This is a genomic window from Micromonospora sp. NPDC047074, assembly GCF_040643815.1.
Lineage (GTDB): Bacteria > Actinomycetota > Actinomycetes > Mycobacteriales > Micromonosporaceae > Micromonospora.
Genome location: NZ_JBEYVB010000002.1, coordinates 103,991 through 128,429, shown reverse-complemented (window position 1 = coordinate 128,429; position 24,439 = coordinate 103,991). Strand labels below are relative to the sequence as shown.

Below are 24,439 nucleotides of genomic sequence, written 5' to 3'. Positions count from 1 at the left end.
CCGATGCTGAGGAGCTACCCGCCGGGGTGGACCGGGAGGCTGGTGACTACCACCCCCGGCAGCCGGTGCAGCGCCGCGCGCAGCCGCTGCTCGGTGCGGCTGTGCAGTGGCCGGTGCCAGCGGCTGCGCACCACCACCTCGGGCACGACCACGGTCAGCACCAGGTCGGCCCGGGAGGCGTGCAGCGCCTCCAGGTAGTGCGCGAGCGGCCCGATCACCGCCCGGTACGGGGAGACGATCGTCTCCAGCCGCAGGTGGTCGCCCCACGCCCGCCACTGCTCCCGGAACCGGTCCGCCTCCGGTTCCTCGGGGGCGATGTGCACGGCCAGCGTCGGCTGCCCGAGCGAGGCCGCGTACGCCAGGGCCCGCAGCGAGGCCCGGTTCAGCCTGGCGACCGGCACCACCACGAGGTGGCGTACCTGCTCGGGCAGTTCCTCGTCCTCGGCGGACCCGGCGGCCGGCGGCGGCGCCGGCACGACCGGCGGCCCGGGGGCCGGGCCCGGCGGCGGCGGATGCAGCGCCAGGGACCGGTGCAGCGTCCGGTAGTGCCGGTGGATGGCCCGGCAGAGCAGGACAAGCAGCGGCACGGCGACCACCACCACCCACGCGCCCTCGGTGAACTTGGTCACCGCCGCGGTGACCAGCACCAGGCCGGAGACCGTGCCGCCCACCGCGTTGACCACGGCCCGGCGACGCCAGCCGCCGCCACGCCGCCGGCGCCAGTGCACCACCATGCCGGTTTGGGACAGGGTGAAGGCGAGGAACACCCCGACCGCGTAGAGCGGGATCAGCGCCTCGGTGTGGCCACGGAACGCCACGAAGATCGCCGCCGCCGCCGCGGTGAGCGCGACCAGCCCGTTGCTGAAGGCGAGCCGGTCACCCATGTGCAGGAACCGGCGCGGCGCGTGACCGTTGCGGGCCATGAAGAAGAGCAGCCGGGGGAAGTCGTTGAAGGCGGTGTTCGCCGCCAGCAGCAGGATCACCGCCGTGGCGGCCTGGATCAGCGCGTACCAGGGGCCGCTGGGGAAGGTGAGCCGGGCGAGCTGGGAGAGCACCGACTGCCCGGCGGTGGGCACCACCCCGGACAGGTGGATCAGCCCGACGAGCCCGGCGAAGAACAGCACCAGCATCGCGACCATCCAGGTGAGCGTGGTGCGCGCGTTGCGCCACTCGGGTGCCCGGAACGCGGGCACCGCGTTCGAGACCGCCTCGATGCCGGTCATCGAGACCGCACCCGAGGAGAACGCCCGGAGCACCAGCAGCAGCCCCAGCCCCTCGACGGCCGGCACCGACGGCGGGTCGGCGGGGACGAAACCCCGACCGGCCGCGCGGAACCAGCCGACCGCGAGCAGGGCCAGCAGCGCGACCACGAAGGCGTACGTGGGCAGCACGAACAGGTTGCCCGCGGTGCGTACGCCACGGAGGTTGCCGGCCAGCAGCACGCCGATCACGGCCAGTCCCAGGGGCACCGTCCAGCCGGTCAGCTCCGGGATCGCCGAGGTGACCGCCCGGACCCCGGCGGAGACCGACACCGCCACGGTCAGCACGTAGTCCGTCATCAGCCCCGCCGCCGCGGCCAGGCCCGCTCCTGCGCCCAGGTTGTCACCCGCCACGATGTACGAGCCGGCCCCGTGCGGGTACGCGGCCACGGTCTGCCGGTAGGAGAGGCCGACCGCGACCATGAGCAGTGCCAGCCCGGCGGCCAGCGGCAGGGACAGCCCGAGTGCCCCGCTTCCGGCGAGCAGCAGCACGGCGAGCATCGCCTCCGGCCCGTACGCCACCGAGCTGAGCAGGTCGGAGGAGAGCACGGGCAGGGCGACCAGCTTCCGCATCCGCTCGTAGAGCACGGCGGCGCTGCTCAGCGGCGGTCCGAACAGCGCCCGCCGCAGCCGGGTGGCCGCCCGACCGAGGCGGGTGCCGGGCAGGTTGGCCGGCTCGGTGGCGACCAGCTCGTCGGGCTCCTCCACCCGGAACATCGCGATCGGAGCGAACCGGCCGAACCGGGTCGGCGCGGGCGGGCCGCGATGACGGCGCAGCGTCGGGTCCACCGGCAGCGTGTCGGCGCCGGGCGGGCGCACCCGGCGGGCGGCCCGCCACCGGTCGCCGATCCGGCGCAGCGCACCCAGCTCGTCGGGGTCCAGCGGCGGGAACTCGGCCGACGGGGTGACCGCCGTGCCGCGCCCGCTCTCCGCCCCGCCCCGCTCCGCCATCCGCCGTCCCGTCCCCCGCGCCGCCCTCCCTCGCACTCTCGTGGACACGGCCGACCCGGGCGGGCGAAACGGCCGTTCCCGCGCCGCCGACCTCCCGCGATCTTGCACTTCCAGCCCTCAAGTTGAGCGCAATGCCCTATTTATCCGGGCAAGAAGTGCAAGATCGCGGGGCGCGGGGGTGGCGGGGGTGGCGGGCGCCGCCGAGCACCACCACGGCGACACCGGCCAGCAGCAGCGCCAGGCCTAGCAGGGCCGTCGCCCCGGGCAACTGCCCCAGCCAGGCCCAGCCGATCAGGGCGGCACCCGGGGCCTCCAACAGGGCCAGCACGCTGACCGTGGTCGCCGAGACCCGCCGGAGCGCGTAGTTGAACATCGAGTGCCCGAGCAGTTGGGCGCCGGCCACCAGGGCCAGCACGACGGCCCAGGTGCCGGCGTCGAAACCGGCCAGCGGCACCCCGCCGACCAGGCAGACCACCAGCAGGAGCAGGGCGCAGACCCCGTAGCAGATGGTGGTGTAGGTGGTCGTGCTGATCGTCGTACGGGCCCGCTCGCCGAGCGCGGTGTAGACCGCCACGAACATGCCGCCGGCCACCGCGAGCAGGTCGCCGGCGACGGCCCGGCCGGAGACCGCGAAGTCGGCACCGGTCGCCACGGCCACCCCCACGACCGCCACCCCGATGCCGGCCCAGACGACACCCGGCAGCCGGCGGCCCTGGACACGGGCGATCAGCCCCTGCCAGATCGGCTGGGTGGCGCACAGCGCCGTCGCCGCGGCGACCGAGGTGAGCTTGGTGCTGGGCATCCAGGTGGCGAAGTGCGCCGCGAGCGCGACCCCGGACAGCACGCAGTAGAGGCCCTCACGGCGACCGGCGCCGACCAGCAGCGACCGGAACTCGGCGCGCCGCCGGGCCACCGAGAACGGGCCGAGCACGGCGACGGAGAGCAGGTTGCGCCAGAACGCGACGGCCAGCGCGGGCGCCGCCGCGAAGGCCACCAGCGGCGCGGACGACGAGACGGCGACGACGGCCAGAACGAGTGCCCCGGTGGTCACCGGGTGGAACGGCGGGCGGTGCGGTGCGGTGGACACGGGGAGCAATCCTCACACGCCACGGGCCACCACGTACCGTCAGCGCTCCGTTACGATCATGCCTGTCCGCGCCGGCGTTCCCCTCTCGCCCGGAGTCGCTCCCCCATGCCCACGTACCAGGCGGTGCTGTTCGACTTCTTCGGCACGCTGAGCCGTTCCGTGCAGCGGGGCGCGGCCCACCGGTCGACCGCCGAGCTGCTCGGCTGCCCGCCGAGCACACTCGTCGACGTGCTCGACCGCACCTTCTACGAACGGGCCTGCGGGCGGCTCGGCAACGCCGAGGCGACGCTGCGCTGGGTCTGCGAGCAGGCCGGCGTACACCCGTCGGACGACGCGGTCCGCGCGGCGGTCGCCTCCCGGCACCGGGCGATCCGCGCCGACACCCGGCTGCGGGACGAGGCGGTGCCCACCCTGACCGCGCTGCGCCAGCTCGGCCTGCGGACCGGCGTGATCAGCGACTGTACGCACGAACTGCCGGCGTTCCTGCCGCAGCTGCCGATCGCCCCGCTGCTCGACGTGCGGGTCTTCTCCGTGCAGGCGGGGCGCTGCAAGCCGGATCCGGCGCTCTACCAGGCCGCGTGCCGGCGGCTCGACCTGACACCCGCGGACTGCCTCTACGTCGGCGACGGCGGCAGCCAGGAACTGACCGGGGCGGAGCGGGCCGGCATGACGGCGGTGCGGCTGGCCGCACCGGACCTGGCCGGCCACATGGTGTTCAACGCCGACGCCGCCTGGACCGGGCCGGTGCTGCACGCGCTCGACGAGGTGGTCGACCTGGTGCGGGCGGTGGCCGCTCCCCTGCCCGCCGCCTGCGGCTCCCTGCCGGTCTCGGCCTGACCGGCTGCCGTTGACCGGCGCCGGTCAGGGGCCCGCCTCAGCGGCGGCGGACCCGGTGCAGGCGGAACGGCTTCCGGGTCACCCGGACCGCCGGCGTCTCGCGGGGCACCTCGGCCAGCGAGTCCGCGGGCAGCCCGGCGCCGGCGACCGGCTCACCGGCCGGAGTCAGCCGGTTCACCGCGCAGCCGTCGGCCGCCCAGCGCTGCACCACTTCGGCAGTGGTGCCGGAGGCGTTGAGCCGCTTCGCCGCCACGAGCGGCGCGGCGGTCTCCCACTCCTCGGTGCCCGGTGCCAGCCGGCTCACCCGGGCCGGCCAGGTGACGATCCGCCCGCCGTGGTCACCGCGGAGCGTGACCTGCGCGTCGGTGGCGTCGGCCAGGCCCGGCGCGGACTGCTCCCCGGGGCCGCTGACCACGAACAGCGCCCCTTCCAGGGGTACGCACCACAGCGCGAGCGCCGGGCCGCCGGGCACGTTGACCCAGGCCACGGCGGCCTTCTTCATCGCCTCGTCGACCAGCGGCGTGCTGGTCCGTTCCGCGTCGGTCACACCGGCATCCTCCCGCACCCGGCCCGGTTCCGTCAGCGCCGCCCGGGCCCGCGCCTTCGGAGGGCGTCACCCGTCACAGTGGCCGGGCGGGCACCGGCGTCAGCCGACGAACGGGGGAACCGCGATCTCGCCCCGGGCGATCGGCACCACCTGACCGGTGACGGTGGCGCCCACCGCCTGGCCGCCCGCGGCGGTCACCGTGCAGGCCAGCAGGGACGGGCGGCCCATCTCGACGCCCTGGTGCACCGTGTACCCCGCGCGCCCGTCGGCGGGCAGCAGGCCGCTGGCGACCAGCCACACCCCGAGGCCCAGGGCCGCCGATCCGGTGGCCGGGTCCTCCGGCACGCCGAGCCCGGGCACGAAGACCCGGGCGTACGCGGTTTGGGCGTCGGCGTCCCAGGAGAAAACGCTGACGTGCTCGATTCCGTACCGCTCCGCCGCCGCCGCGTTGACCCGGGCGCGGGCCAGCGCGTCCGGACGGATCGGGAGGTACGGGAACTCCAACCCGCAGCCGGCCACCCGGGGGGCCGGTCCGGCGTGGTCGCCCGCGGTGAGCCCGGCCACCTCCAGCAGCGGCTCCGGGTCCAGCTCGGGGCCGAGGGTGGCGACGCCACCCGTCAGCGTCGCCCCGGTGGCGGTCACCTCGATGGGGAGCACGCCGGCGCCGCACTCCTGGGTGACCTGCCCCACACCGAACATGCCACGGCGGCTGGCCGTCACGGCCGCCCCGACGCTGGGGTGGCCGGCGAAGGGCAGCTCGGCGGCGGGGGTGAAGATGCGGGCCCGGTAGGTGGCGCCGACCTGTGTGGGCGGGAGCACGAACACCGTCTCGGAGAGGTTGAACTCCACCGCGAGCGCCTGCATCTGCTCGGCGGCCAGCCCTTCGGCGCCGAACACCACCGCCAGCGGGTTACCGGCGAACGGGCGGTCGGTGAAGACGTCCACGATCTCGTAGGCCAAGGTCGACATGTTGCTAGACACTAGGCGCTTAGGCTGGTGCCCGTGAGCACGACGACCCGGGTCTACATCGCCCGGCTCGCCGGAGTCGCCGTCTTCGACCCCAACGGTGACCAGGTGGGCCGCGTCCGTGACGCGGTGGCCCGGCTCCGGCCGACGCAACGCCCGCCCGAGGTGGTCGGCCTGGTCGCCGAGATGCCGATGCGGCGGCGCATCTTCCTCTCACTCAACCGGATCACCTCCATCGAGGCCGACGCCGTGGTGCTCGGCAGCGGCACGCTCAACCTGCGCCGCTTCGAGAAGCGCCCGAACGAGCTGCTCGTGCTCCAGGAGCTGCTGGACCGGCGGGTGCAGGTCGACCCCAACGGGCAGCCCGGCTCGGTGGTCGACGTGGCGATGGAGTGCAGCCGGGGCGGCGAGTGGTCACTGACCCGGGTCGCCGTACGCGAGCAGACCGGCCGGCTGACCCGCCGGGGCCACCTGCACCAGGTCGAGTGGGAGCGGGTACGCGGGCTCAGCGGGATCGCCGACAGCAGGGGCACGGCCAACCTGCTCGCCGTGCTGGAGGACATGCGCCCGGCCGACCTCGCCAACGCCCTCCAGGACCTCCCCGACGCCCGGCGCAACGAGGTCGCCGCCGCGCTGGACGACGAGCGCCTCGCGGACGTGCTGAGCGAGCTGCCGGAGCACGACCAGGTGGAGATCCTGGCCGCGCTGGACCGGGAGCGGGCCGCCGACGTGCTGGAGGAGATGGACCCGGACGACGCGGCCGACCTGCTCAGTGAGCTGCCGCCGCCGGAGCAGGACGTGCTGCTCGACCTGATGCAGCCGGACGAGGCCGATCCGGTGCGCCAGCTGCTGAAGTACACGCCCGGGACGGCGGGCAGCGTGATGACCTCCGAGCCGGTCATCCTGCCGCCGGACGCCACCGTCGCCGAGGCCCTGGCCCGGATCCGGGAGCCGCAGCTCTCGCCCGCGATCGCCGCGCAGGTCTTCGTTGCCCGGGCGCCGATGACCACGCCCACCGGCCGCTACCTGGGCATGGTGCACTTCCAGCGGCTGCTGCGCGAGCCGCCGGCCGACCTGCTCGGCGGGGTGGTGGTCAACGACATCGACCCGCTGCGGGCGACCACCCCGCTGCCGGAGATCACCCGCCGGATGGCCACGTACGACCTGGTCGCCATGCCGGTCATCGACCGCAACAACCGGCTGGTCGGCGCGGTCACGGTCGACGACGTGCTGGACCACCTCCTGCCCCGGGACTGGCGGGACCGGGACGCCGTAGCGAGCCCGGCCGCCGTCGAGCCGGCGCTGGACGGCGCGGATGGCTGAGCAGCGCCGGGCGCGGCGGCTCGACCAGCCGCGCGAGCCCCGGGGCGTCAAGCTGCCCCGGTTCGACCCGGAGGCCTTCGGCCGGTGGTCCGAGGGGATCGCCCGGGGGATGGGAACCGCCAACTTCATCGTCTACATGACGATCGTGATCACGCTGTGGTTCGGCTGGAACACCCTGGCCCCGGCGCACCTGCGCTTCGACCCGTACACCTTCACCTTCCTGACCCTGGTGCTGTCCCTCCAGGCCAGCTACGCGGCACCGCTGATCCTGCTGGCGCAGAACCGGCAGGCCGACCGGGACCGGGTCTCCCTGGAGGAGGACCGCCGGCGGGCGACGGCGCAGAAGGCAGACACGGAGTACCTGGCGCGGGAGATCGCCGCGCTGCGCAACGCGATGGGCGAGGTGGCGACCCGGGACTTCCTCCGCTCCGAGCTGGCCCGCCTGGCCGAGGAACTGGACGAGGCGGGCCGGCGCCGGCAGCGGCTGGAGCAGCGGCAGCAGGAGCGGCCCGCGCAGCGCGGGGAGGGGCTGGACGAGCCCCGCGACGACCTGGACGGCGACTGGGTCCGCGACGGCCGGGAGTCGGGGACCTGAGGCCCGACTCACCATCGCCGTGGCCACCCGCACGGCGGCCCATCGACTCGCTCACACCGGGCCCCACGGGCGGGGTGGCCGGTGACCTCCGACGTAGCATTGCCGACATGTCAGCACCCGTCAGCACCGTCTCCGACGCGATCCAGGCCGCGCTGGCCACCGTCAACGACCCGGAGATCCGCCGGCCCATCACCGAGCTGGGCATGGTCCGCTCCGCCGAGGTCGGCGACGACGGCGTCGTACGGGTCGAGCTGCTGCTCACCGTCGCCGGCTGCCCGCTGAAGGACAAGCTGCGCTCGGACATCACGGCCGCGGTCGGCGCGGTGCCCGGGGTGACCGGCGTGGAGATCGAGTTCGGCGTGATGAGCCCCGAACAGCGCCAGGAGCTCCAGTCGAAGCTGCGCGGCGGCGGCGCGTCACAGGAGCCGGTCATCCCGTTCGCCCAGCCGGGCTCCCGCACCCGGGTGTACGCGGTCGCCAGCGGCAAGGGCGGCGTCGGCAAGTCCAGCGTGACGGTCAACCTGGCTGCGGCGCTGGCCGCCCGCGGGCTCTCCGTCGGCGTGGTCGACGCGGACATCTACGGCCACTCGGTGCCCCGGATGCTCGGCGCGGACGGCCGCCCGACCCGCGTCGAGGACATGATCATGCCGCCGCAGTCGCACGGCGTGAAGGTCATCTCGATCGGCATGTTCACCGCCGGCAACGCCGCCGTGGTGTGGCGCGGCCCGATGCTGCACCGCGCGCTGCAGCAGTTCCTCGCCGACGTCTACTGGGGCGACCTGGACGTGCTCCTGCTCGACCTGCCCCCGGGCACCGGCGACGTCGCCATCTCCCTGGCCCAGCTACTGCCCAACGCCGAGATCCTGGTCGTCACGACCCCGCAGGCCGCCGCCGCCGAGGTGGCGGAGCGGGCCGGCGCGATCGCGCTCCAGACCCACCAGCGCGTGGTCGGCGTCATCGAGAACATGTCCTGGCTGGAGCTGCCGGACGGCTCGCGGATGGAGGTCTTCGGCGCGGGCGGCGGCCAGACCGTGGCCGAGTCGCTGACGAAGACCATCGGCGCGCAGGTGCCGCTGCTCGGGCAGGTGCCCCTCGACACCCGCGTCCGAGAGGCCGGCGACGAGGGCACCCCGATCGTGCTGGCCGAGCCGGAGTCGCCGGCCGCGAAGGCGCTGGGCCAGGTCGCCGACCGGCTCGCCCTGCGGCGGGAGTCGCTCCTCGGCAAGCCGCTGGGTCTCAAGCCCGCCGGTCGCTGACCGTACGCCGGCCACGGCCGGCGCTGTCGTCACCCGCACGGGGGCGGCGTGTCCCTCCGGGGAGCGCCGTCCCCGTCGCCGTCGGCGGGGCCGGACGCGGGCGGGCCGGGTCAGGTCGCGTCGTCGTAGCTGGGCCGGGGGGCGGGGGCGGGGGCCGGTGCGCCGGTGGCGGTGGCCGGGCGGCTGCCGGACCGCAGGTCGGCGGCGGCGGCGACGTCCTTCAGCTCGTTGTGCACGCCGGTCACGTCCGCGCGCAGGTTGTCGTAGACGCCCTGCAGCGGCTTCCGGATCGCCTGCTCGTCCTCCTCGCTGAGCAGGTGCTTGCGGATGAACGCCTTCGGGTGCAGATCCTCCAGCTGGATGTCGGTGCCCAGCTCACGGCTGAGGTCGGTGGTGGCGTTGCGGGCCATGTTGCGCAGGTTGCGCACCATCCGCAGGCCGTCGCTGATCACCGCGGGCAGCCGGTCACCGAAGATCAGCAGCGCCAGGAGCAGCAGCGCACCGATCTCCCACCAGTTCAGGTTCTCGAACACTGCGCGGGCCTCCTTCCGGCGTCAGCAGCAAGACTACGCACGTCGACCCCCCAGGGGGAGAGGGTGACCGGCTGTTACTTGGCGTCTGCGGCCAGCGTCACGGAGGCGTTCTGCCGGTCGGAGCCCCGGCGGTACTCCACGGTCACCACCGCGCCGGGCGCGAACTTCCGCACCAGGGCGATCAGGTCGGTCGGCTCGTTCATCGGCCGCCCGTTGAGCTTCAGGATCACGTCCCCGGCCCGCAGCCCCGCGCCGGCCGCCGGCCCGGACGGCTCCACGGCCGCCAGGCGTACGCCGGCCCCGCCGTTGCCCGCGCCGGAGCCGCCGACCTGGGCGCCGATCACCGTACGGCGGGCCTTGCCGGTGCCGATGATGTCCTGGGTGATCCGCTTGGCCTGGTTGATCGGGATGGCGAAGGCCAGGCCGATGTTGCCCGCTTCCTGCCCGTCCGAGACCAGCGACTTGATTGTCGAGTTGACCCCGATCACCCGGCCGGCGCCGTCGACCAGCGGGCCGCCGGAGTTGCCGTGGTTCACCGCCGCGTCGGTCTGGATCGCCGCGTAGTAGCGCGTCGGGCCGCCGGGCTCGCCCGCCCGCATCGTCCGGTCCAGGGCGCTGACGATGCCGGCGGTGACCGTGTTGGCCAGCGAGAGCGGCGACCCCATGGCCAGTACCGGGTCGCCCACGGCGAGCGCGTCGGAGTCGCCGAACTCGACCGGCCGCAGGCCCGTCCGGGAGACCTTGATCACGGCGATGTCGGACTCCGGATCCTGCCCGACGACGGTGGCCGGGGCCGAGCTGCCGTCGTTGAAGATCACCGACGCCTTGCCGGTCGCCCCCGCCACCACATGGTCGTTGGTGATCACGTGCCCGTCGGCGCTGGCGATGAAGCCGGAACCCTCGCTCGTGCCGCCGAGGCTCGCCACCCGGACGGTCACCACGCTCGGCAGCACCCGTTCGGCGACCCCGGCGAGCGACTCGGGCCGGCGCTGGGCCAGGCCGGGCGCCTGCGGGTCCGCACCGAGCACCGTGCCGGCCCCACCCCCGCGCACCGCGAAGGCGTACCCCAGCGCGCCGCCCAGGCTGCCGGCGAGCAGCGCGGTGATCAGCGGGATGAGCAGCAGTTGCCGCAGCGTCGGCCGGCCCGGGGCATCCGGGTCGCTGACCGGCTCCGGCTCGGTACCGGGGGTCGGGATGGCCGGCAGCACCACGGCGGCCGGCGCACCCGGGTCACGCCACGGGTCCGTCAGCGCGTCGGACCACCAGGGCGAGGTCGGGCCGCCCCCGGCACCCTGAGGCGCCTGCGGCGACCCCACCGGGGGGTACCCGGGCCCCGGCGGTCGCGCCGGTGCCGGAGTCCCTCCGGGCTGGCGCCAGTCCCAGCCGTCGGTCACGTCGGTGCCTCCCAGTCCGTCCCCGGATCCCGCGCTCCACCGAACCAGACGACAGGGTCGCCCGGCCGCGATCGACGGAATACCGCTTCCAGGATTACACGGATGCCCCGGATCGAGTCACGGGTTGCCGGTGCCGTGATCGTCGGGTGGCGGACGCGCGGCTGCGCCCGCCGGGCACCGCCTCTAGGCTCACAGTGCCCACCCGCCCCCGCACCACGCGCGCCGCCCGGAGGTGTCCCATCGCCACGGTCGCCGGTTCCGGCAATTCGACGGCCCAGACCCTGCACTTCACCGAGTCTTACGTGGCCGAGGACCTCGTCCTGCGCACCGCCCGCAGCCTGGCCCGCGAGGTCGGCCTCGACGCGGTGACCCCCGGCGCCGGCGCGGCGCTGCGGCTGCTCGCCGCCGCCGGCAGCGCGCGGGCGGTGGTCGAGATCGGCACCGGCACGGGGGTCAGCGGCGTCTGGTTGCTGCGCGGGATGCGCGCCGACGGCGTGCTCACCACCATCGACCTGGAGGTGGAGCACCAGCGGATCGCCCGGCGGATCTTCACCGAGGCGGGCTTCGCCGCCGGCCGGACCCGGATCATCACCGGCCGGGCGCTGGACGTGCTGCCCCGGCTCGCCGACGGCGCGTACGACCTGGTCTTCGTGGACGCGGAGGCCACCGGCTTCGCCGCCTGCGTGGACGCCGCGCTGCGCCTGCTGCGGCCGGGCGGCGTGCTCGCGCTCAACGGCATGCTGGCCGGCGGCCGGATCGCCGACCCCGCCGCGCGGGACTTCGAGACGGTGACCGTCCGCGAGGCGATCAAGGCGATCCGGGAGTCCGAGAACTGGATCCCGGCGCTGCTGCCGGTCGGTCACGGGCTACTCGCCGCCGTCAAGTGCTGACCGCCCGCCGGTGAGCGCGGGGCTCGCCGGCGGCAGCCGCCGCCGGGCGGTCAACCCAGCGAGCCCAGCCAGCGCAGCAGCGAGCGTACGCCCCAGCCGGTCGCGCCCCTGGTCAGCTCGGCGTCGTCGCCCTCGGCCCACGACGGCGCGGACATGTCCACGTGCAGCCACCGGTCGCGCAGCCCGCCGGTGAACTCGCGCAGGAAGAGCGCGGCCGTCACGGATCCCGCGCCCCGGTCCGGCGAGCTGTGCAGGTCGGCCAGCTCGCTGCCCAGGTACTCGACGTAGTCGTCGGGCAGCGGCATCCGCCAGGCGGCCTCGCCGGCCGCGCCGATCGCGGCCAGCACGTCCGTGGCGAGCCCGTCGTTCTCGCTGTAGAGGGCGCCGGTGCGCTTGCCCAGGGCGACCGCGTTCGCCCCGGTGAGCGTGGCGAGGTCGACCAGCAGATCGGGTTCGAGCTCGGCGACGGCGTAGGCGAGCGCGTCGGCCAGCACGAGCCGGCCCTCGGCGTCGGAGTTGGTGTTCTCGCTGGTCGTGCCGCCGTAGTGGCGGATGACGTCGCCAGGGCGGAACGCCGAGCCGCTGGGCATGTTCTCCGCCAGCGGCGCGAGCGCGGTGACCCGGACCGGCAGGCGCAGCGCCGCCGCGCCGAGGGTCGTCGCGACCACCGCCGCCGCGCCGGCCATGTCCTTGCGCATCAGCTTCATCGACGCCCGCGGCTTGATCGAGATGCCGCCGGTGTCGAAGGTGATCCCCTTGCCGACCAGCACCACGTGGGTACGCGCGCCGGCCGGCCGCCAGTCCAGTTCGACGAGGCGCGGGGTGCTGGCCGAGCCGCCCCCGACGGCGAGGATCCCGCCGAAGCCCTCCGCCGCCAACTCCGCCGGCTCGCGTACCCGCAGGTGCAGGTCCGGCACGTCGACGGCAGCGGCGGCGACCTGACCGGCGAACCACTCGGGGTTCTTGACCGACGACGGGGTGTTCGTGAGGTCGCGGGCGAACCGGGTCATCCGGGCCGTCGTCCGGGCCACCTCGATCGCCGCGGTGTGCGCGTCCGGGTCGGCCACCACCACGTCGACCCCGGCCAGCGCGGGGGTGGGGCCGGCATCGGTCATCCGGAACCGGTACGACGCCAGCAGCAGCCCCTCGACCAGCCCGCGTACGGCCGCCGGGGCGGCATCGGCCGGCATCGCCAACGTGACGCGCGTCTCATCCTTCGTGGCCCGGGCCAGGGCCGCTCCGGCCGTCCGCCAGGCCGCCTCGTCGCCCTCGCCCACCCCGAGCAGCAGCAGCCGGCCCGGGTCCCGCCCGGGTCGCAACTGCGCGTGGACCTCGCCGGGCCGGCCGGTCAGCCGCGCCACCGGCGGCAGGGCGATGGCCTCCTCGGCCACGCCGTCGGGCAGCACCGTGCCGGTCGGGACCGGTCGGGCCGGGGCGTCGTCGCCCTGGCCCGGGCAGATGGGCAGAACGAGAGTGTCGAGCCGGTCCGGCTCGGCGAGCAGACGGATGGCGAGCACGCGGAGCCGTACCTCCAGGAAAGCTCGCGGAGCGCGGCTCCGCGGGGAATGAAGACCCTGAGCCACCGGCAGGGCCGGTGGCTCAGGGATTGACGAAAGGCCCACGCGGGCGCGCGGGCCGTTCCTCCGTCAGCCGGCGGCTGCCTTCAACGCGTCACCGAGCGCGTTGGCCTCGTCGGGAGTCATCTCGACGACGAGCCGGCCACCACCCTCCAGCGGGACGCGCATGACGATGCCCCGGCCCTCCTTGGTGACTTCCAGCGGACCGTCGCCCGTCCGCGGCTTCATCGCCGCCATGTTGTCTCCCCTCAGACCTACGCCAGGGTCGGTGGGTTGCCCCACACCACTTCGTCTTGACCACCCAAAAACCTACGTGGGGGTGTCGACCAACGATTTTCCCTGATGAACACCGCCGGACCCAAACCGAAGCAGCATTGATGTAACAGCAGCTAGCATATCCTGAGAAGGCCTGTCACAATGTGCGGTCATGCAGGCACGGTCGGCACTCTTCGACCTGTACGGCGACCACCTCCGGGCGAGGGGCGGCCGGGCACCCGTCGCCGCCCTGGTCAGGTTGCTGGCGCCCCTCGGGATCGCCCCACCCGCCGTACGCACGGCGGTCTCCCGGATGGTCCGCCAGGGCTGGCTCGATCCGTGCCGGCTCGAGTCCGGTCCCGGATACTCGATCACGCCGAAGGCGGCCCGCCGGCTGGACGAGGCGGCCGCGCGGATCTACCGGACCGGCCGGATCTCCTGGGACGGCCGGTTCGACCTGCTGGTGCTGGAGTCCCCCGTGGCCCGGCGGGACCGGCAGCGGCTCAGCGCCAACCTGACCTTCCTCGGCTACGGCGCCTTGGACGAGTGCACCTGGGTGGCCACCCGCCCGGGCGAGGAAGTCGACGTGCTGCTCGACGAGGCGGGGGTCCGCTACGAGCGGTTCACCGCCGCGCACGCCGCCGGCACCCCCGGGGCGATGGGCGTGGTGCGCCGCGCCTGGGACCTCGCCGAGATCGGCCGGGCCTACGAGCAGTTCGTCGCCGAGCAGCGACCGCTGCTGACGGGGGTCACCGGGCGCAGTCCCGACGAGGAGGCGTACGCCGCCCGGTTCCGGCTCGTGCACGCGTGGCGTACCTTCCTGTTCCGGGACCCGCAGTTGCCCCCGGCGCTGCTCCCCGAGCGCTGGCCCGGCATCGCCGCGGCCGGTTTCTTCGACCGGCACGCGGCGCGGCTGCGGCCGGCCGCCGACCGGTACGTCGAGCAGTGCATCGACACCGGCAACCGCATCGCCCGACAGAAGGGTCGTTAGATCGTGACCGAGCCGCTGCTCGTCGACCGCACCGACGCCGTCGTCACCCTGACGCTGAACCGCCCCGCGGCGCTGAACGCGTTCGACCTGGGGCTCAAGGAGGCCCTGCGGGACGCCCTGGCCGAGCTGGAGACCGACCGGTCCTGCCGCGCGGTGGTGCTCGCCGGTGCGGGCCGCTCGTTCAGCGCCGGCCAGGACCTGCGCGAGCACGTGCAGACGCTGGAGGCCGCCGACGGCAACCCGCTGGACACCGTCCGGGCGCACTACAACCCGATCGCCGCCCGGCTCGCCAACCTGCCCAAGCCGGTGATCGCGGCGGTGCGGGGCATGGCCGCCGGGGCGGGCGCCTCGCTGGCGTTCCTGGCCGACATCCGCATCGGCGGGCCGTCGACCAGCTTCCTGATGGCGTTCGCCAAGGTCGGGCTGGCCGCCGACACCGGCGCCTCCTGGACGCTGCCCCGGCTGGTCGGCCACGCCAAGGCGATCGAGCTGCTGATGCTGGCCGAGCCGGTGCGCGCGGAGGAGGCCTGCCAGCTCGGGCTGCTCAACCGCCTGGTGGACGACGACGAGCAGGTGCTGCCGGCCGCGCAGGAGCTGGCCGCCCGGCTGGCCGCCGGCCCCACCGTCGCCTACGGGGCGATCAAACGGCAGCTCTCCATCGCCGACGCGGGCACGCTGGCCGACGCCCTGGCCGCCGAGGCGCAGGCGCAGGCGATCTGCGGAGGCACCGCCGACCACCGCGCCGGCACCCTGGCCTTCGTCAACAAGGAGAAGCCGGTCTTCGAGGGCCGCTGACGCCGCCGGAGCCGACGCCCGGAACGGCTTGCCAGCCGGCGCGGAGCCGACGCCCGAAGGCGGAGACAGCGACGGTCGGAGAGCGGGCCGGAACGGGTCAGTCGTCCTCCTCCGGATCCTGGTTGGCCTCCGCGCCGAGCACGAACGCCTGCATGGCCAGCTCGTCCCCGGAGGGCGAGACGAAGGCGGGCAGCTCGCGCGGCCCCAGCTCCTGCACGTAGGCCCAGAACAGCCGGACCGCCTCGGCGGGCGAATCGGCCTCGATCGGCAGGTCGAGGCTGACCAGCCAGTTGCGCCGACGGGGCGGCGGGCCGAGCCGGTCGGCCAGCTCCCGGAAGGCCGCCGGGTCCAGTGCGGTCAGCGGCCCGTCGAGCGCCAGCACGTCGGCCGGCACCGGCTCGTCGAAGGCCCGCCGGGTGTACGCCACCACCAGCGACGCCCCGGCCCGCTCGGACTCCGGGTCGTCCGGATCCTCCCGCTCCTGGCTGCCGGCCCCGGTGACCCGGCCCAGTGCCACCACCCGTGGCGGCGCGTCGACCAGCACGGCCACCCCGTCGCCGGGGCGGGGCCCGGTGGTGTCGGCCAGGCCGGTCAGCTCGAGTGTGTCGTGGTGGACGAGCCGCTCGGCCTCGTAGCGCCCGGTGGGCAGCAGCACCGCCCAGGCGCCCGTGCCGTCGGTGGGGCGTGCCCCGTCCACCCGGTGCGCGGTCTCGGTCGTCATGGCCTCCATCCCATCACGCCACCTCCGCCGCCACGACGTGGCAGCCCGCGAGGTGGTCGTCGACCATCCCGGTGGCCTGCATCAGCGCGTATGCCGTGGTCGGCCCGACGAAGCGGAAACCCCGCTTCTTGAGCGCCTTGGCCAGCGCGGTGGACTCGGCGGTCAGCGCCGGCACCTCCGCGAACGACCCGGGTCGGGCCGGGCGGGGCGGCGGGGCGAAGGACCAGAGCAGTGCGGAGAGCCCGCCCGGCAGTTCCAGAGCCGCCCGGGCGTTGGCGATCGCCGCCTCGATCTTGGCCCGGTTGCGGACGATGCCGGCGTCGGCGAGCAGCCGGGCGACGTCGGCGTCGCCGTAGCCGGCCACGGTCCCGATCCGGAACTCGTCGAAGGCCAGCCGGAACGCGGGGCGTTTGCGGAGGATCGTCAGCCAGGACAGCCCCGACTGGAACGCCTCCAGCGTGACCCGCTCGTAGAGCGCGTCGTCGCCGCGCAGGGGCCGGCCCCACTCGGTGTCGTGGTAGGCGACGTAGTCGGGGGTGCTGGTCCCCCAGCCGCAGCGTGGCAGCCCGTCGGCGCCGATCACCAGGTCAGTCACGCGTCCACGCTAGGGCACCGCGCCGACAGGCCCGACGCCTCGGGCCCCTCGACGTGCCCCGGCCGGCAGGCCCGGACCGCCCGGCGACGACGACATCGGGGCGTCCGGGGCGTGCCGACGACCCGAGGCCGGGGAAACCGAGTCGATCACCGCGTGCAGAGCGAGGTCAGGGCAGCAGGCCCCGCTCGACCATCCGGCCGAACTTCCGCAGCGCCTGGGTCAGGCTGAACTTCGAGCCGGGCCAGAGCACCGGCCAGGCCACCCGGCCGGCCGGACCGCCGGGCAGGTGGAACCACTCGTGCCAGACCACCTGGGTGCGGCCCCGCTTCAACGGGGTGCAGCGCAGCACGCCGGGGCCGCGCAGCAGCTTCCCGCAGTGCACGACGCCGACCTCGTACGGCGCGTCCACCCGGACCACCCGCATCTCGTCGCGCAGCACGGCGGGGCCGAGCGCGGTCACCGCCTCGACCAGGCTGCCCTCGCCGCCGTCCCCCTCGACCACCCGGACGGTGGTGAAGGGGATCCAGTCCGACTGCCGCTCCCAGGCGGTCAGCGCCGCGAAGACCCGCGGCGCCGGCGCGTCGACGATCACCGTGGCGGTGACCTCACCCGCGCCGGGCTGGGAGACCTCGCGCAGGGCGTCGCCGCCCTCCGGAGTCACTTCGACTCCGACCGGACCACCGGATCGGACCGCCCCTCGTCGCCCGCCGGCGAGGCCGCGCCGTCGTCGCCCGCTGCGCCGGGGTCGCCGCCGTCGCGATCGGCGGGACCGCCCTTACCCGTCGCGCTGCGGTCCGCGGCACCGCCGTCGCCCGCCCCGGCGGCGGTCGCGTCGTCACGGCGCCCGCCGACTCCGCCGCCGGCCGGCGGTTCGTCGCCCGCCGCCGAACCGGCTCCGGCGAACGCGGGGATCGGCTCGACCACGATGTCGCTGCCCCCGGGCGGCTCCGCCCGGTCGGCGTCGACCGGCACCGTCCCCCCGGCCTGCGGCGACTGCTCGGCGGCGGCCGCTCCGGCCGCCTGTTCCCGGGCGCTGCGCAGGGCGTCGGCGTCGGCCGTCCGGCCCTCACGCAACGCGGCGACCTCCGCCTCCAGCACCCCGATCAGCTCGGACTTGTACCCGACGTCGTAGGCCGCCCGGCGCATCGCCTGGTCGACCTGCTCCATGCGGTAGCCCCGCAGCGCGGTGTCGAACCGGACCTCACCCACGTCGGCTTCGCGGAGCGGCCGGGCGGCCGGCAACGGCACGGCCCGCCCGTCCGGCTCGGCCGGCGCCAGGCCGGGATCCCGGCCGGTGACCAGCACCGTCACGCCGAACACGACCGCCGCGACGGTCAACGCCACGACCAGCAGGAGCAGAACCTGACCCATGCACAGATCGTGGCACGTCGAACGGGCCGGAGCGACCCCACCACCCGCCCGCGTTCCGGATCGGTACCGTCCGGGCGGCCGGCACACCCCCCGACCTGGGGCGGCGGGGACGGACCGATCGGGCCTGCCGGAGTCGGACCGGCTAGCGTCGTGATCGGCGGGCGGGGAACGGGCCGCGGGCGCGACCTTCAGGAGGCGGTATGGCCGGGACGCTTCGGCTCGGTGGGCGCACGTTCGGCCCGGACGAGTTGGTGGTGATGGCGATCGTCAACCGCACGCCGGACTCGTTCTTCGACCGGGGCGCGACGTTCGCCCAGGACAGCGCACTGCGGGCGGTGGAGCGGGCGGTCGAGGAGGGCGCCGGGATCATCGACATCGGCGGGGTCAAGGCCGGCCCGGGCGCGGAGGTCGACGTGGCCGAGGAGATCCGCCGTACGGTGCGGACGATCGCCGCCGTGCGGGCCGCCTTCCCCGACGTGGTGATCTCGATCGACACCTGGCGGGCCGAGGTGGCGGTGGAGGCGGTGGCGGCCGGCGCCGACCTGCTCAACGACACCTGGTCGGGCGCCGACCCGGCGCTGGCCCAGGTGGCGGCGCAGACCGGCGCGGGGCTGGTGTGCTCGCACGCCGGCGGCCTGACGCCCCGGACCCGACCGCACCGGGCGGCCTTCGCCGACGTGGTCGCCGACGTCGTCACGACGGTGACCGGGCTCGCCGAACGCGCGGTCGCGCTGGGCGTACGCGCCGACGGGATCCTGATCGACCCGGCGCACGACTTCGGCAAGAACACCCGCCACTCGCTGGAGATCACCCGCCGCCTCGACGAACTCTCCGGAACCGGCTGGCCGCTGCTGGTCGCCCTGTCGAACAAGGACTTCATCGGCGAGACGCTGGACCTGCCGGTGACCGAGCGGCTGGAGGGGACTCTCGCGGCCACCGTGGTCTCGGCCTGGCTGGGGGCCCGGGTCTTCCGCGCGCACCAGGTCCGCCCCACCCGCCGGGTACTCGACATGGTCGCCTCGATCCGGGGCGACCGCCCGCCCACGCTGACCCGGCGTGGCCTCGCCTGACCGCCCCGCCCCGGCCGGCCAGGACCAGCCGGTCAGGACCAGCGCAGGATGTTCTTCCGCCAGGCGTAGAGGATGCCGAGCGCCAGCACCGCGACGAAGACCGCCATCTCGACGACCGTGACCAGCCCGAAGCCCGGCCGGTCGAAGACCACCGCCCAGGGGAAGAGGAACACCGACTCCACGGCGAACAACACGTAGAGGTACGCGTACACGTAGTAACGGATCTGCATCTGCGCCCAGTCGGCGCCGACGGGGTCGAGGCCGCACTCGTAGCTGGCGCGCTTGCCGAAGGGCTCCGCCGGGCGGGCAGGGCGTAACACTCTGTTGGCCGAGAACGCCACCACGAAGAAGAGGACGCTGGCGAGCAACAGCAGCCCGAGCGTCGCGTACGAGCCCAGGTAACCGGTCACGGTCGCTGAGCCTACCGCCCCTCCCGGCCGCCCGGCCGGGTCGAACCCGTTACGGATTTGTTTCCCCCTGGGACTAGTGCCCTTCGGCAACCATTGCCGACCATTGGGGCTCACTCATCGTCACCGGAGGACGGATGGCCCGCGTGGACGTACGGCTCGGCCGGCGGGTGCGCGACCGACGCGCCGTGCCGCTGGCGATCTCGCTCGCGCTCGGCCTGACGGTCGCCGCGCTGCCGGTCTGGGCGACCGCCCACCCGGCCGCCGCCCGGATCGCCGCCACCACCCACCCGTCAGCCACCGAACCGGTCGGCGAGCCCGGCGGGGGTGTCCCGACGGCGGATCCGACCGACACCGGCCCGGTGCCCACCGAGGCGCCGACCACCACGGCGCCGCCGCCGGAGGCGACGCCGCCCGCCGGGACGACCGAGCCGGCGCCGACGACGACCGCCCCGCAGGAACCGGCACCCACCACCGCCGCGCCGACCACCGGCGCACCGGTCCCGTCACCGTCGGTGCCCCCGGTCCGGCCGTCCGCACCCGCCCCGAGCCCGCCGGCGCCCCCGGCCGGGGTCCACGTCACGACCGACGACGTCACCCTGACCGCCGCCTACTGGAACGCCCCGAGCACGGTGGCCACGCTCCGGGTGACCGTCACGAACACCGGCGCCACACCCGCCCGGATCCGGCTGGCCTACACGCTCCCGGCCGGGTTGACCGACGCCGGCACCGGGGGCTGCGCCGGCGCCGGCGGAGGGGAGCATCGCTGCGGCGAGTGGACGAGCGCTCCGGGCGCCCGGTTCAGCACCCTGCTCCGCGTACGGGTCAGCGGTGACGCCTGGCGGCGGATGCCGCTCAGCGGCTCCGTCCGGGTCACCGCGACCGCCCCCGGTGCCCCCGGTCCGGCGACCGACGACGAGGGCTTCGCCGTGCTCTTCCCGCCGGGTCCGCCGGTGCCCGGAATCACCCTCGATGCCGAGGAGGTCTCCTTCGACATCGGCGGCGGGTCGAGCGGGCTCGCCGTACGGCTGGGCAACAGCGGCCGGGTGGACGCCGAGGGCCGGATCGAGGTGGTGCTGCCTGCCGGGGTGACCGTGCCGGCGCCCCCGCCCGGCTGTGCCCCGGCCGGCACGGACCGTACCCGCTGCTCGCTCGGCACCGTCGCCGCCGGCCGGACGGCGGAGCTGCGGCTGCCGGTGTCCGCGACGCCCGAGGCCCAGCTGCGGGCCCCGCTGTCCGGCGCGGTGCTCGGGCAGCTCGACCCGCGCGGCGGCAGGGCACGCCAGCTGCGGATGAGCTTCCGGATCACCGCGGCGGCGGCCCTGGCGACCCCGATGGTCTCGCCGCCCGCGCCGACGGGGTCGCAGGGCGTGCTGGCGGCCGGCACCCCGTCCGTCGGCGACGGGCGGGGCGGCTCGGCCCGGCGGACGGCGATCCTCCTGATCGCGGTCTCCACGCTGCTGGTGGTGTTCGCCCTCGCGTTGGCGACCATCTCGCTGCGGCGGCGGCTGGCCGTCCCGTCGGCCGGGCCGCCGGCGAGCCCGAAGCCGTGACCGGACGAGCCGCCGGATGGCCGTCCCGATCGCGCCGGCGTGCCCGGTGGCCCGGCGGCCCGGTGATCTGGATTACGGCGAGCGGCTGGAAACACCTCAAACCGGGGTGGAATCTCGCTGGTTCCCATCCCATTGGGCGGCCTCCGAGAAGGTTGGGGCAGCGATCCGACGTAGGCTCTCAGGTGAGGTAACTACAGCGGACCGGGCCCGTCGTCGCGGGTCTGGTGCGGCGGTGCGTCAAGGAGGTCCCGTGGCCGGGCAAGGCGAGGTCACCATCATGTTCAGCCGCCCGCGCGACCGCGCCCAGCGAAGCGAGGTGCAGGCGTGACCAAGCAGATCCGTCAACTGGACCGGGTGGTCATCCGGTTCGCCGGCGACTCCGGCGACGGCATGCAACTCACCGGTGACCGGTTCACCTCCGAGACCGCGCAGTTGGGCAACGACATCTCCACGTTGCCGAACTTCCCGGCGGAGATCCGGGCCCCCGCCGGCACCCTGCCGGGCGTGTCGAGCTTCCAGGTGCACTTCGCCGACTACGACATCCTGACCCCGGGCGACGCGCCGAACGTGCTGGTGGCGATGAACCCGGCGGCACTCAAGGCCAACCTCGCCGACCTGCCGCGCGGGGCGGACATCATCGTCAACACCGACGAGTTCACCAAGCGCAACCTGGCCAAGGTCGGCTACCAGGCGAACCCGCTCGACGACGACTCCCTCTCCGGCTACGTGGTGCACCCGGTGGCGCTGACGTCGATGACGGTCGGCGCGCTCGCCGAGCACGACGTCTCCAAGAAGGACGCCGAGCGGGCCAAGAACATGTTCGCCCTCGGCCTGCTCTCCTGGATGTACAGCCGGCCCTACGAGTCGACCCTGCGCTTCCTGGAGCGCAAGTTCGCCGCCCGCCCGGTGCTGGTCGCGGCCAACGTCGCGGCGTTCCGCGCCGGCTGGAACTTCGGCGAGACCACCGAGGACTTCGGGGTCCGCTACGAGGTCAAGCCGGCGAAGATGCAGCCGGGCACCTACCGCAACATCACCGGTAACGCGGCCCTCTCGCTCGGCCTGGTGGCCGCCGGCGTCCGCTCCGGGCTGCCGGTCTTCCTGGGCGCCTACCCGATCACCCCGGCGTCGGACATCCTGCACGAGCTGAGCAAGCACAAGCGCTTCGGCGTGCTCACCATGCAGGCCGAGGACGAGATCGCCGCGGTCGGCGCGGCGCTGGGCGCCTCGTACGGCGGCGCGCTCGGCGTAACCACCACCAGCGGTCCGGGCGTGGCGCTCAAGAGCGAGACGATCTCCCTCGCGGTGGCGTTGGAACTGCCGCTGGTCATCGTCGACGTGCAGCGGGCCGGCCCCTCCACGGGCATGCCCACCAAGACCGAGCAGGCCGACCTCAACATGGCGCTCTACGGTCGCCACGGCGAGGCCCCGATCGCGGTGATCGCGCCGAAGTCGCCGTCGGACTGCTTCCACGCGGCCATCGAGGCGGCCCGGATCGCGCTGACCTACCGCACCCCGGTCATCCTGCTCTCCGACAACTACGTCGCCAACGGCTCCGAGCCGTGGCTGCTGCCCGACGTCGAGTCGCTGCCCGATTTGCGGGTCGAGTTCGCCACTAAGCCCAACGGTGAGGACGGCACGACCTTCCTGCCCTACCTGCGCGACCCGGAGACCCTGGCCCGGCCGTGGGCCGTCCCGGGCACCGCCGGGCTGGAGCACCGCATCGGCGGCCTGGAGAAGGCCGACAAGACCGGCGACATCTCGTACGACCCGGCGAACCACGACTTCATGGTGCGCACCCGGGCGGCCCGGATCGAGACGATCCCGGTGCCGGACGTCGAGGTCGAGGACCCGGACGGCGACGCCCGGGTGCTGGTGCTCGGCTGGGGCTCGACGTACGGGCCGATCGGCGCGGCGTGCCGGGGGCTGCGCCAGCGCGGCCACGCCATCGCCCAGGCACACCTGCGCCACCTCGCCCCGATGCCCGCCAATCTCGGCGAGGTGCTGCGCTCCTACGACCGGGTGGTCATCCCCGAGATGAACCTCGGCCAGCTCGCCCACGTGATCCGGGCCAAGTACCTGGTCGACGCGATCGGCTACAACCAGGTCCGCGGTCTGCCGTTCACGGCCAACGAGCTGGAGACGATGCTGGAAGAGGTCCTGAAGAATGTCTGAGCCCGTCGCCCTCAAGCTCACCGCCAAGGACTTCAAGTCCGACCAGGAGGTGCGCTGGTGCCCCGGCTGCGGCGACTACGCGATCCTCGCCGCGATCCAGCAGTTCATGCCGGAGCTGAACATCCCGCGTGAGCGGATCGTCTTCGTCTCCGGCATCGGCTGCTCGTCCCGTTTCCCGTACTACATGAACACCTACGGGATGCACTCGATCCACGGCCGCGCCCCGGCGATCGCCACCGGCCTGTCGGCCAGCCGCCCCGACCTGTCGGTCTGGGTGGTCACCGGCGACGGTGACGCCCTCTCCATCGGTGGCAACCACCTGATCCACGCCCTGCGCCGCAACGTCAACCTGAAGATCCTGCTGTTCAACAACCGGATCTACGGCCTGACCAAGGGGCAGTACTCGCCGACCTCCGAGGTCGGCAAGGTCACGAAGTCGACGCCGGCCGGCTCGGCCGACGCGCCGTTCAACCCGCTGTCGCTCGCCCTCGGCGCCGAGGCCACCTTCGTGGGCCGCACCATCGACTCCGACCGCAAGCACCTCCAGTCGGTGCTACGGGCCGCCGCGGAGCACCAGGGCTCGGCGTTCGTGGAGATCTACCAGAACTGCAACATCTTCAACGACGGCGCCTTCGACCAGCTCAAGGAGCCGGCCACGCGGGACGACTTCCTGATCCGGCTGGAGCACGGGCAGCCCATCACGTTCGGCAAGGACGGGCAGTTCTGCGTCGTCCACCCGCCCGGCGGGTTCGGCCTGGAGGTCCGCGAGACCGCCTCCGTCGACCCCGGGGAGATCGTCGTGCACGACACCACGGTCACCGACCCGGCGTACGCCTTCGCGCTTTCCCGCCTGCCCGACCTGGACCTGCGGAACACCCCGATCGGCGTGTTCCGCTCGGTGGCCCGGCCGTCCTACGACAGCGTGGTGCAGGCGCAGCTCGACGCGGCCAAGGCGAAGGTCACCGAGACCCCGGAGCAGCAGCTCGCCGGTCTCCTCGCCAGCGGGGACACCTGGACCATCCTCTGACCGGGGCGGCCGGCCGCCACCGACAGGGGCCGGTGCGGCTGCCCGCCGCAGCGCCGGAACGACAGTAGGGGCCCGCAACCCGATCCGGGTTGCGGGCCCTGCTCGCTGATGGTGGGCCTCCTCTGCCGAGTCGGGGCACGCCCATCAGGTCACGCTGCGTGAACAGGACCAAATTTCCGCCATTCACTACGACGAGTGACGGCCGTCGCGAAGCCGAACGGCGAGCGCCCGCCACCGCCGCCACCACCAGCCCCGTGACCAGTGCAT

General features: G+C 74.4%; 24 protein-coding genes. 11 read left to right on the top strand and 13 right to left on the bottom strand.

From position 1 onward, the window contains the following. Positions 1 to 14 precede the first annotated feature (14 nt). Positions 15 to 2,210: an APC family permease gene (locus ABZ809_RS04275; protein WP_357560953.1), complete on the bottom strand. Its 2,196-nt coding sequence runs from the start codon at positions 2,208 to 2,210 to the stop codon at positions 15 to 17. Between the two features lie 136 nt (positions 2,211 to 2,346). Then, a complete protein-coding gene (locus tag ABZ809_RS04270; protein ID WP_357560952.1) occupies positions 2,347 to 3,297 on the bottom strand; it encodes a DMT family transporter in 951 nt (316 codons plus the stop codon). 105 nt (positions 3,298 to 3,402) lie between these two features. Between ABZ809_RS04270 and ABZ809_RS04265 the strand changes: the two genes are divergently transcribed. Then, positions 3,403 to 4,134: an HAD family hydrolase gene (locus tag ABZ809_RS04265; protein ID WP_357560951.1), complete on the top strand. Its 732-nt coding sequence runs from the start codon at positions 3,403 to 3,405 to the stop codon at positions 4,132 to 4,134. A gap of 37 nt (positions 4,135 to 4,171) precedes the next feature. On the opposite strand, the gene ABZ809_RS04260 is transcribed toward ABZ809_RS04265, so the two are convergent. Beyond that, positions 4,172 to 4,681, bottom strand: coding sequence for a hypothetical protein (locus ABZ809_RS04260; protein ID WP_357560950.1), 510 nt, complete (start codon positions 4,679 to 4,681; stop codon positions 4,172 to 4,174). A gap of 99 nt (positions 4,682 to 4,780) precedes the next feature. Continuing rightward, positions 4,781 to 5,650, bottom strand: coding sequence for a PhzF family phenazine biosynthesis protein (locus ABZ809_RS04255; RefSeq protein WP_357560949.1), 870 nt, complete (start codon positions 5,648 to 5,650; stop codon positions 4,781 to 4,783). A 33-nt stretch (positions 5,651 to 5,683) separates the two neighbouring features. Between ABZ809_RS04255 and ABZ809_RS04250 the strand changes: the two genes are divergently transcribed. From ABZ809_RS04250 to ABZ809_RS04240, 3 genes are all read left to right on the top strand, one after another. Then, a complete protein-coding gene (locus ABZ809_RS04250; protein WP_357560948.1) occupies positions 5,684 to 6,970 on the top strand; it encodes a CBS domain-containing protein in 1,287 nt (428 codons plus the stop codon). Continuing rightward, complete coding sequence (locus tag ABZ809_RS04245; protein ID WP_357560947.1) at positions 6,963 to 7,565, top strand: DUF1003 domain-containing protein; 603 nt, start codon at positions 6,963 to 6,965, stop codon at positions 7,563 to 7,565. The genes ABZ809_RS04250 and ABZ809_RS04245 overlap by 8 nt, the downstream gene beginning before the upstream one ends. Positions 7,566 to 7,672: 107 nt before the next feature. Then, positions 7,673 to 8,821, top strand: a complete 1,149-nt coding sequence (locus ABZ809_RS04240) for an Mrp/NBP35 family ATP-binding protein (protein ID WP_357560946.1) — start codon at positions 7,673 to 7,675, stop codon at positions 8,819 to 8,821. Between the two features lie 110 nt (positions 8,822 to 8,931). Here the strand turns inward: ABZ809_RS04240 and ABZ809_RS04235 are convergent, their stop codons facing one another. Beyond that, complete coding sequence (locus tag ABZ809_RS04235) at positions 8,932 to 9,354, bottom strand: preprotein translocase subunit TatB (RefSeq protein ID WP_357560945.1); 423 nt, start codon at positions 9,352 to 9,354, stop codon at positions 8,932 to 8,934. 74 nt (positions 9,355 to 9,428) lie between these two features. After that, positions 9,429 to 10,763 carry a trypsin-like peptidase domain-containing protein gene (locus ABZ809_RS04230; protein ID WP_357561435.1) on the bottom strand — a complete coding sequence of 445 codons (1,335 nt, stop codon included), beginning with the start codon at positions 10,761 to 10,763 and terminating at the stop codon, positions 9,429 to 9,431. A 287-nt stretch (positions 10,764 to 11,050) separates the two neighbouring features. On the opposite strand from ABZ809_RS04230, the gene ABZ809_RS04225 reads away from it, so the two are divergent. Further along, a complete protein-coding gene (locus tag ABZ809_RS04225; protein WP_357560944.1) occupies positions 11,051 to 11,638 on the top strand; it encodes an O-methyltransferase in 588 nt (195 codons plus the stop codon). A gap of 50 nt (positions 11,639 to 11,688) precedes the next feature. Here the strand turns inward: ABZ809_RS04225 and ABZ809_RS04220 are convergent, their stop codons facing one another. Then, a complete protein-coding gene (locus tag ABZ809_RS04220; protein WP_357560943.1) occupies positions 11,689 to 13,155 on the bottom strand; it encodes a leucyl aminopeptidase family protein in 1,467 nt (488 codons plus the stop codon). Between the two features lie 129 nt (positions 13,156 to 13,284). After that, a complete protein-coding gene (locus ABZ809_RS04215; protein ID WP_007455245.1) occupies positions 13,285 to 13,452 on the bottom strand; it encodes a DUF3117 domain-containing protein in 168 nt (55 codons plus the stop codon). 190 nt (positions 13,453 to 13,642) lie between these two features. On the opposite strand from ABZ809_RS04215, the gene ABZ809_RS04210 reads away from it, so the two are divergent. Continuing rightward, positions 13,643 to 14,461 (top strand): PaaX family transcriptional regulator C-terminal domain-containing protein, encoded by an 819-nt coding sequence (locus ABZ809_RS04210; RefSeq protein WP_357560942.1) that lies wholly within the window; start codon positions 13,643 to 13,645, stop codon positions 14,459 to 14,461. Between the two features lie 3 nt (positions 14,462 to 14,464). Further along, complete coding sequence (locus tag ABZ809_RS04205; protein ID WP_357560941.1) at positions 14,465 to 15,256, top strand: enoyl-CoA hydratase-related protein; 792 nt, start codon at positions 14,465 to 14,467, stop codon at positions 15,254 to 15,256. A gap of 97 nt (positions 15,257 to 15,353) precedes the next feature. Here the strand turns inward: ABZ809_RS04205 and ABZ809_RS04200 are convergent, their stop codons facing one another. The 4 genes from ABZ809_RS04200 to ABZ809_RS04185 form a co-directional block, all read right to left on the bottom strand. Next, positions 15,354 to 15,977 (bottom strand): hypothetical protein, encoded by a 624-nt coding sequence (locus tag ABZ809_RS04200; RefSeq protein ID WP_357560940.1) that lies wholly within the window; start codon positions 15,975 to 15,977, stop codon positions 15,354 to 15,356. A 13-nt stretch (positions 15,978 to 15,990) separates the two neighbouring features. Continuing rightward, complete coding sequence (locus ABZ809_RS04195) at positions 15,991 to 16,572, bottom strand: DNA-3-methyladenine glycosylase I (protein ID WP_357560939.1); 582 nt, start codon at positions 16,570 to 16,572, stop codon at positions 15,991 to 15,993. A 166-nt stretch (positions 16,573 to 16,738) separates the two neighbouring features. Then, positions 16,739 to 17,233, bottom strand: coding sequence for an SRPBCC family protein (locus tag ABZ809_RS04190; protein WP_357560938.1), 495 nt, complete (start codon positions 17,231 to 17,233; stop codon positions 16,739 to 16,741). Further along, positions 17,230 to 17,943 (bottom strand): DivIVA domain-containing protein, encoded by a 714-nt coding sequence (locus ABZ809_RS04185; protein ID WP_357560937.1) that lies wholly within the window; start codon positions 17,941 to 17,943, stop codon positions 17,230 to 17,232. Before ABZ809_RS04185 ends, ABZ809_RS04190 begins: the two co-directional genes overlap by 4 nt. 200 nt (positions 17,944 to 18,143) lie before the next feature. Between ABZ809_RS04185 and folP the strand changes: the two genes are divergently transcribed. Then, a complete protein-coding gene (folP, locus tag ABZ809_RS04180; protein WP_357560936.1) occupies positions 18,144 to 19,013 on the top strand; it encodes a dihydropteroate synthase in 870 nt (289 codons plus the stop codon). Positions 19,014 to 19,045: 32 nt separating this feature from the next. On the opposite strand, the gene ndhC is transcribed toward folP, so the two are convergent. Beyond that, the gene (ndhC, locus tag ABZ809_RS04175; protein ID WP_357560935.1) at positions 19,046 to 19,423 is read right to left on the bottom strand and encodes an NADH-quinone oxidoreductase subunit A; all 378 of its coding nucleotides are present in this window, start codon (positions 19,421 to 19,423) and stop codon (positions 19,046 to 19,048) included. Between the two features lie 134 nt (positions 19,424 to 19,557). On the opposite strand from ndhC, the gene ABZ809_RS04170 reads away from it, so the two are divergent. The 3 genes from ABZ809_RS04170 (at position 19,558) to ABZ809_RS04160 (ending at position 24,172) form a co-directional block, all read left to right on the top strand. Next, positions 19,558 to 20,973 carry a hypothetical protein gene (locus tag ABZ809_RS04170; RefSeq protein ID WP_357560934.1) on the top strand — a complete coding sequence of 472 codons (1,416 nt, stop codon included), beginning with the start codon at positions 19,558 to 19,560 and terminating at the stop codon, positions 20,971 to 20,973. A 324-nt stretch (positions 20,974 to 21,297) separates the two neighbouring features. After that, positions 21,298 to 23,145, top strand: a complete 1,848-nt coding sequence (locus ABZ809_RS04165) for a 2-oxoacid:acceptor oxidoreductase subunit alpha (protein ID WP_357560933.1) — start codon at positions 21,298 to 21,300, stop codon at positions 23,143 to 23,145. After that, positions 23,138 to 24,172, top strand: coding sequence for a 2-oxoacid:ferredoxin oxidoreductase subunit beta (locus tag ABZ809_RS04160; RefSeq protein WP_357560932.1), 1,035 nt, complete (start codon positions 23,138 to 23,140; stop codon positions 24,170 to 24,172). The genes ABZ809_RS04165 and ABZ809_RS04160 overlap by 8 nt, the downstream gene beginning before the upstream one ends. The last annotated feature ends 267 nt before the right edge of the window (positions 24,173 to 24,439 follow it).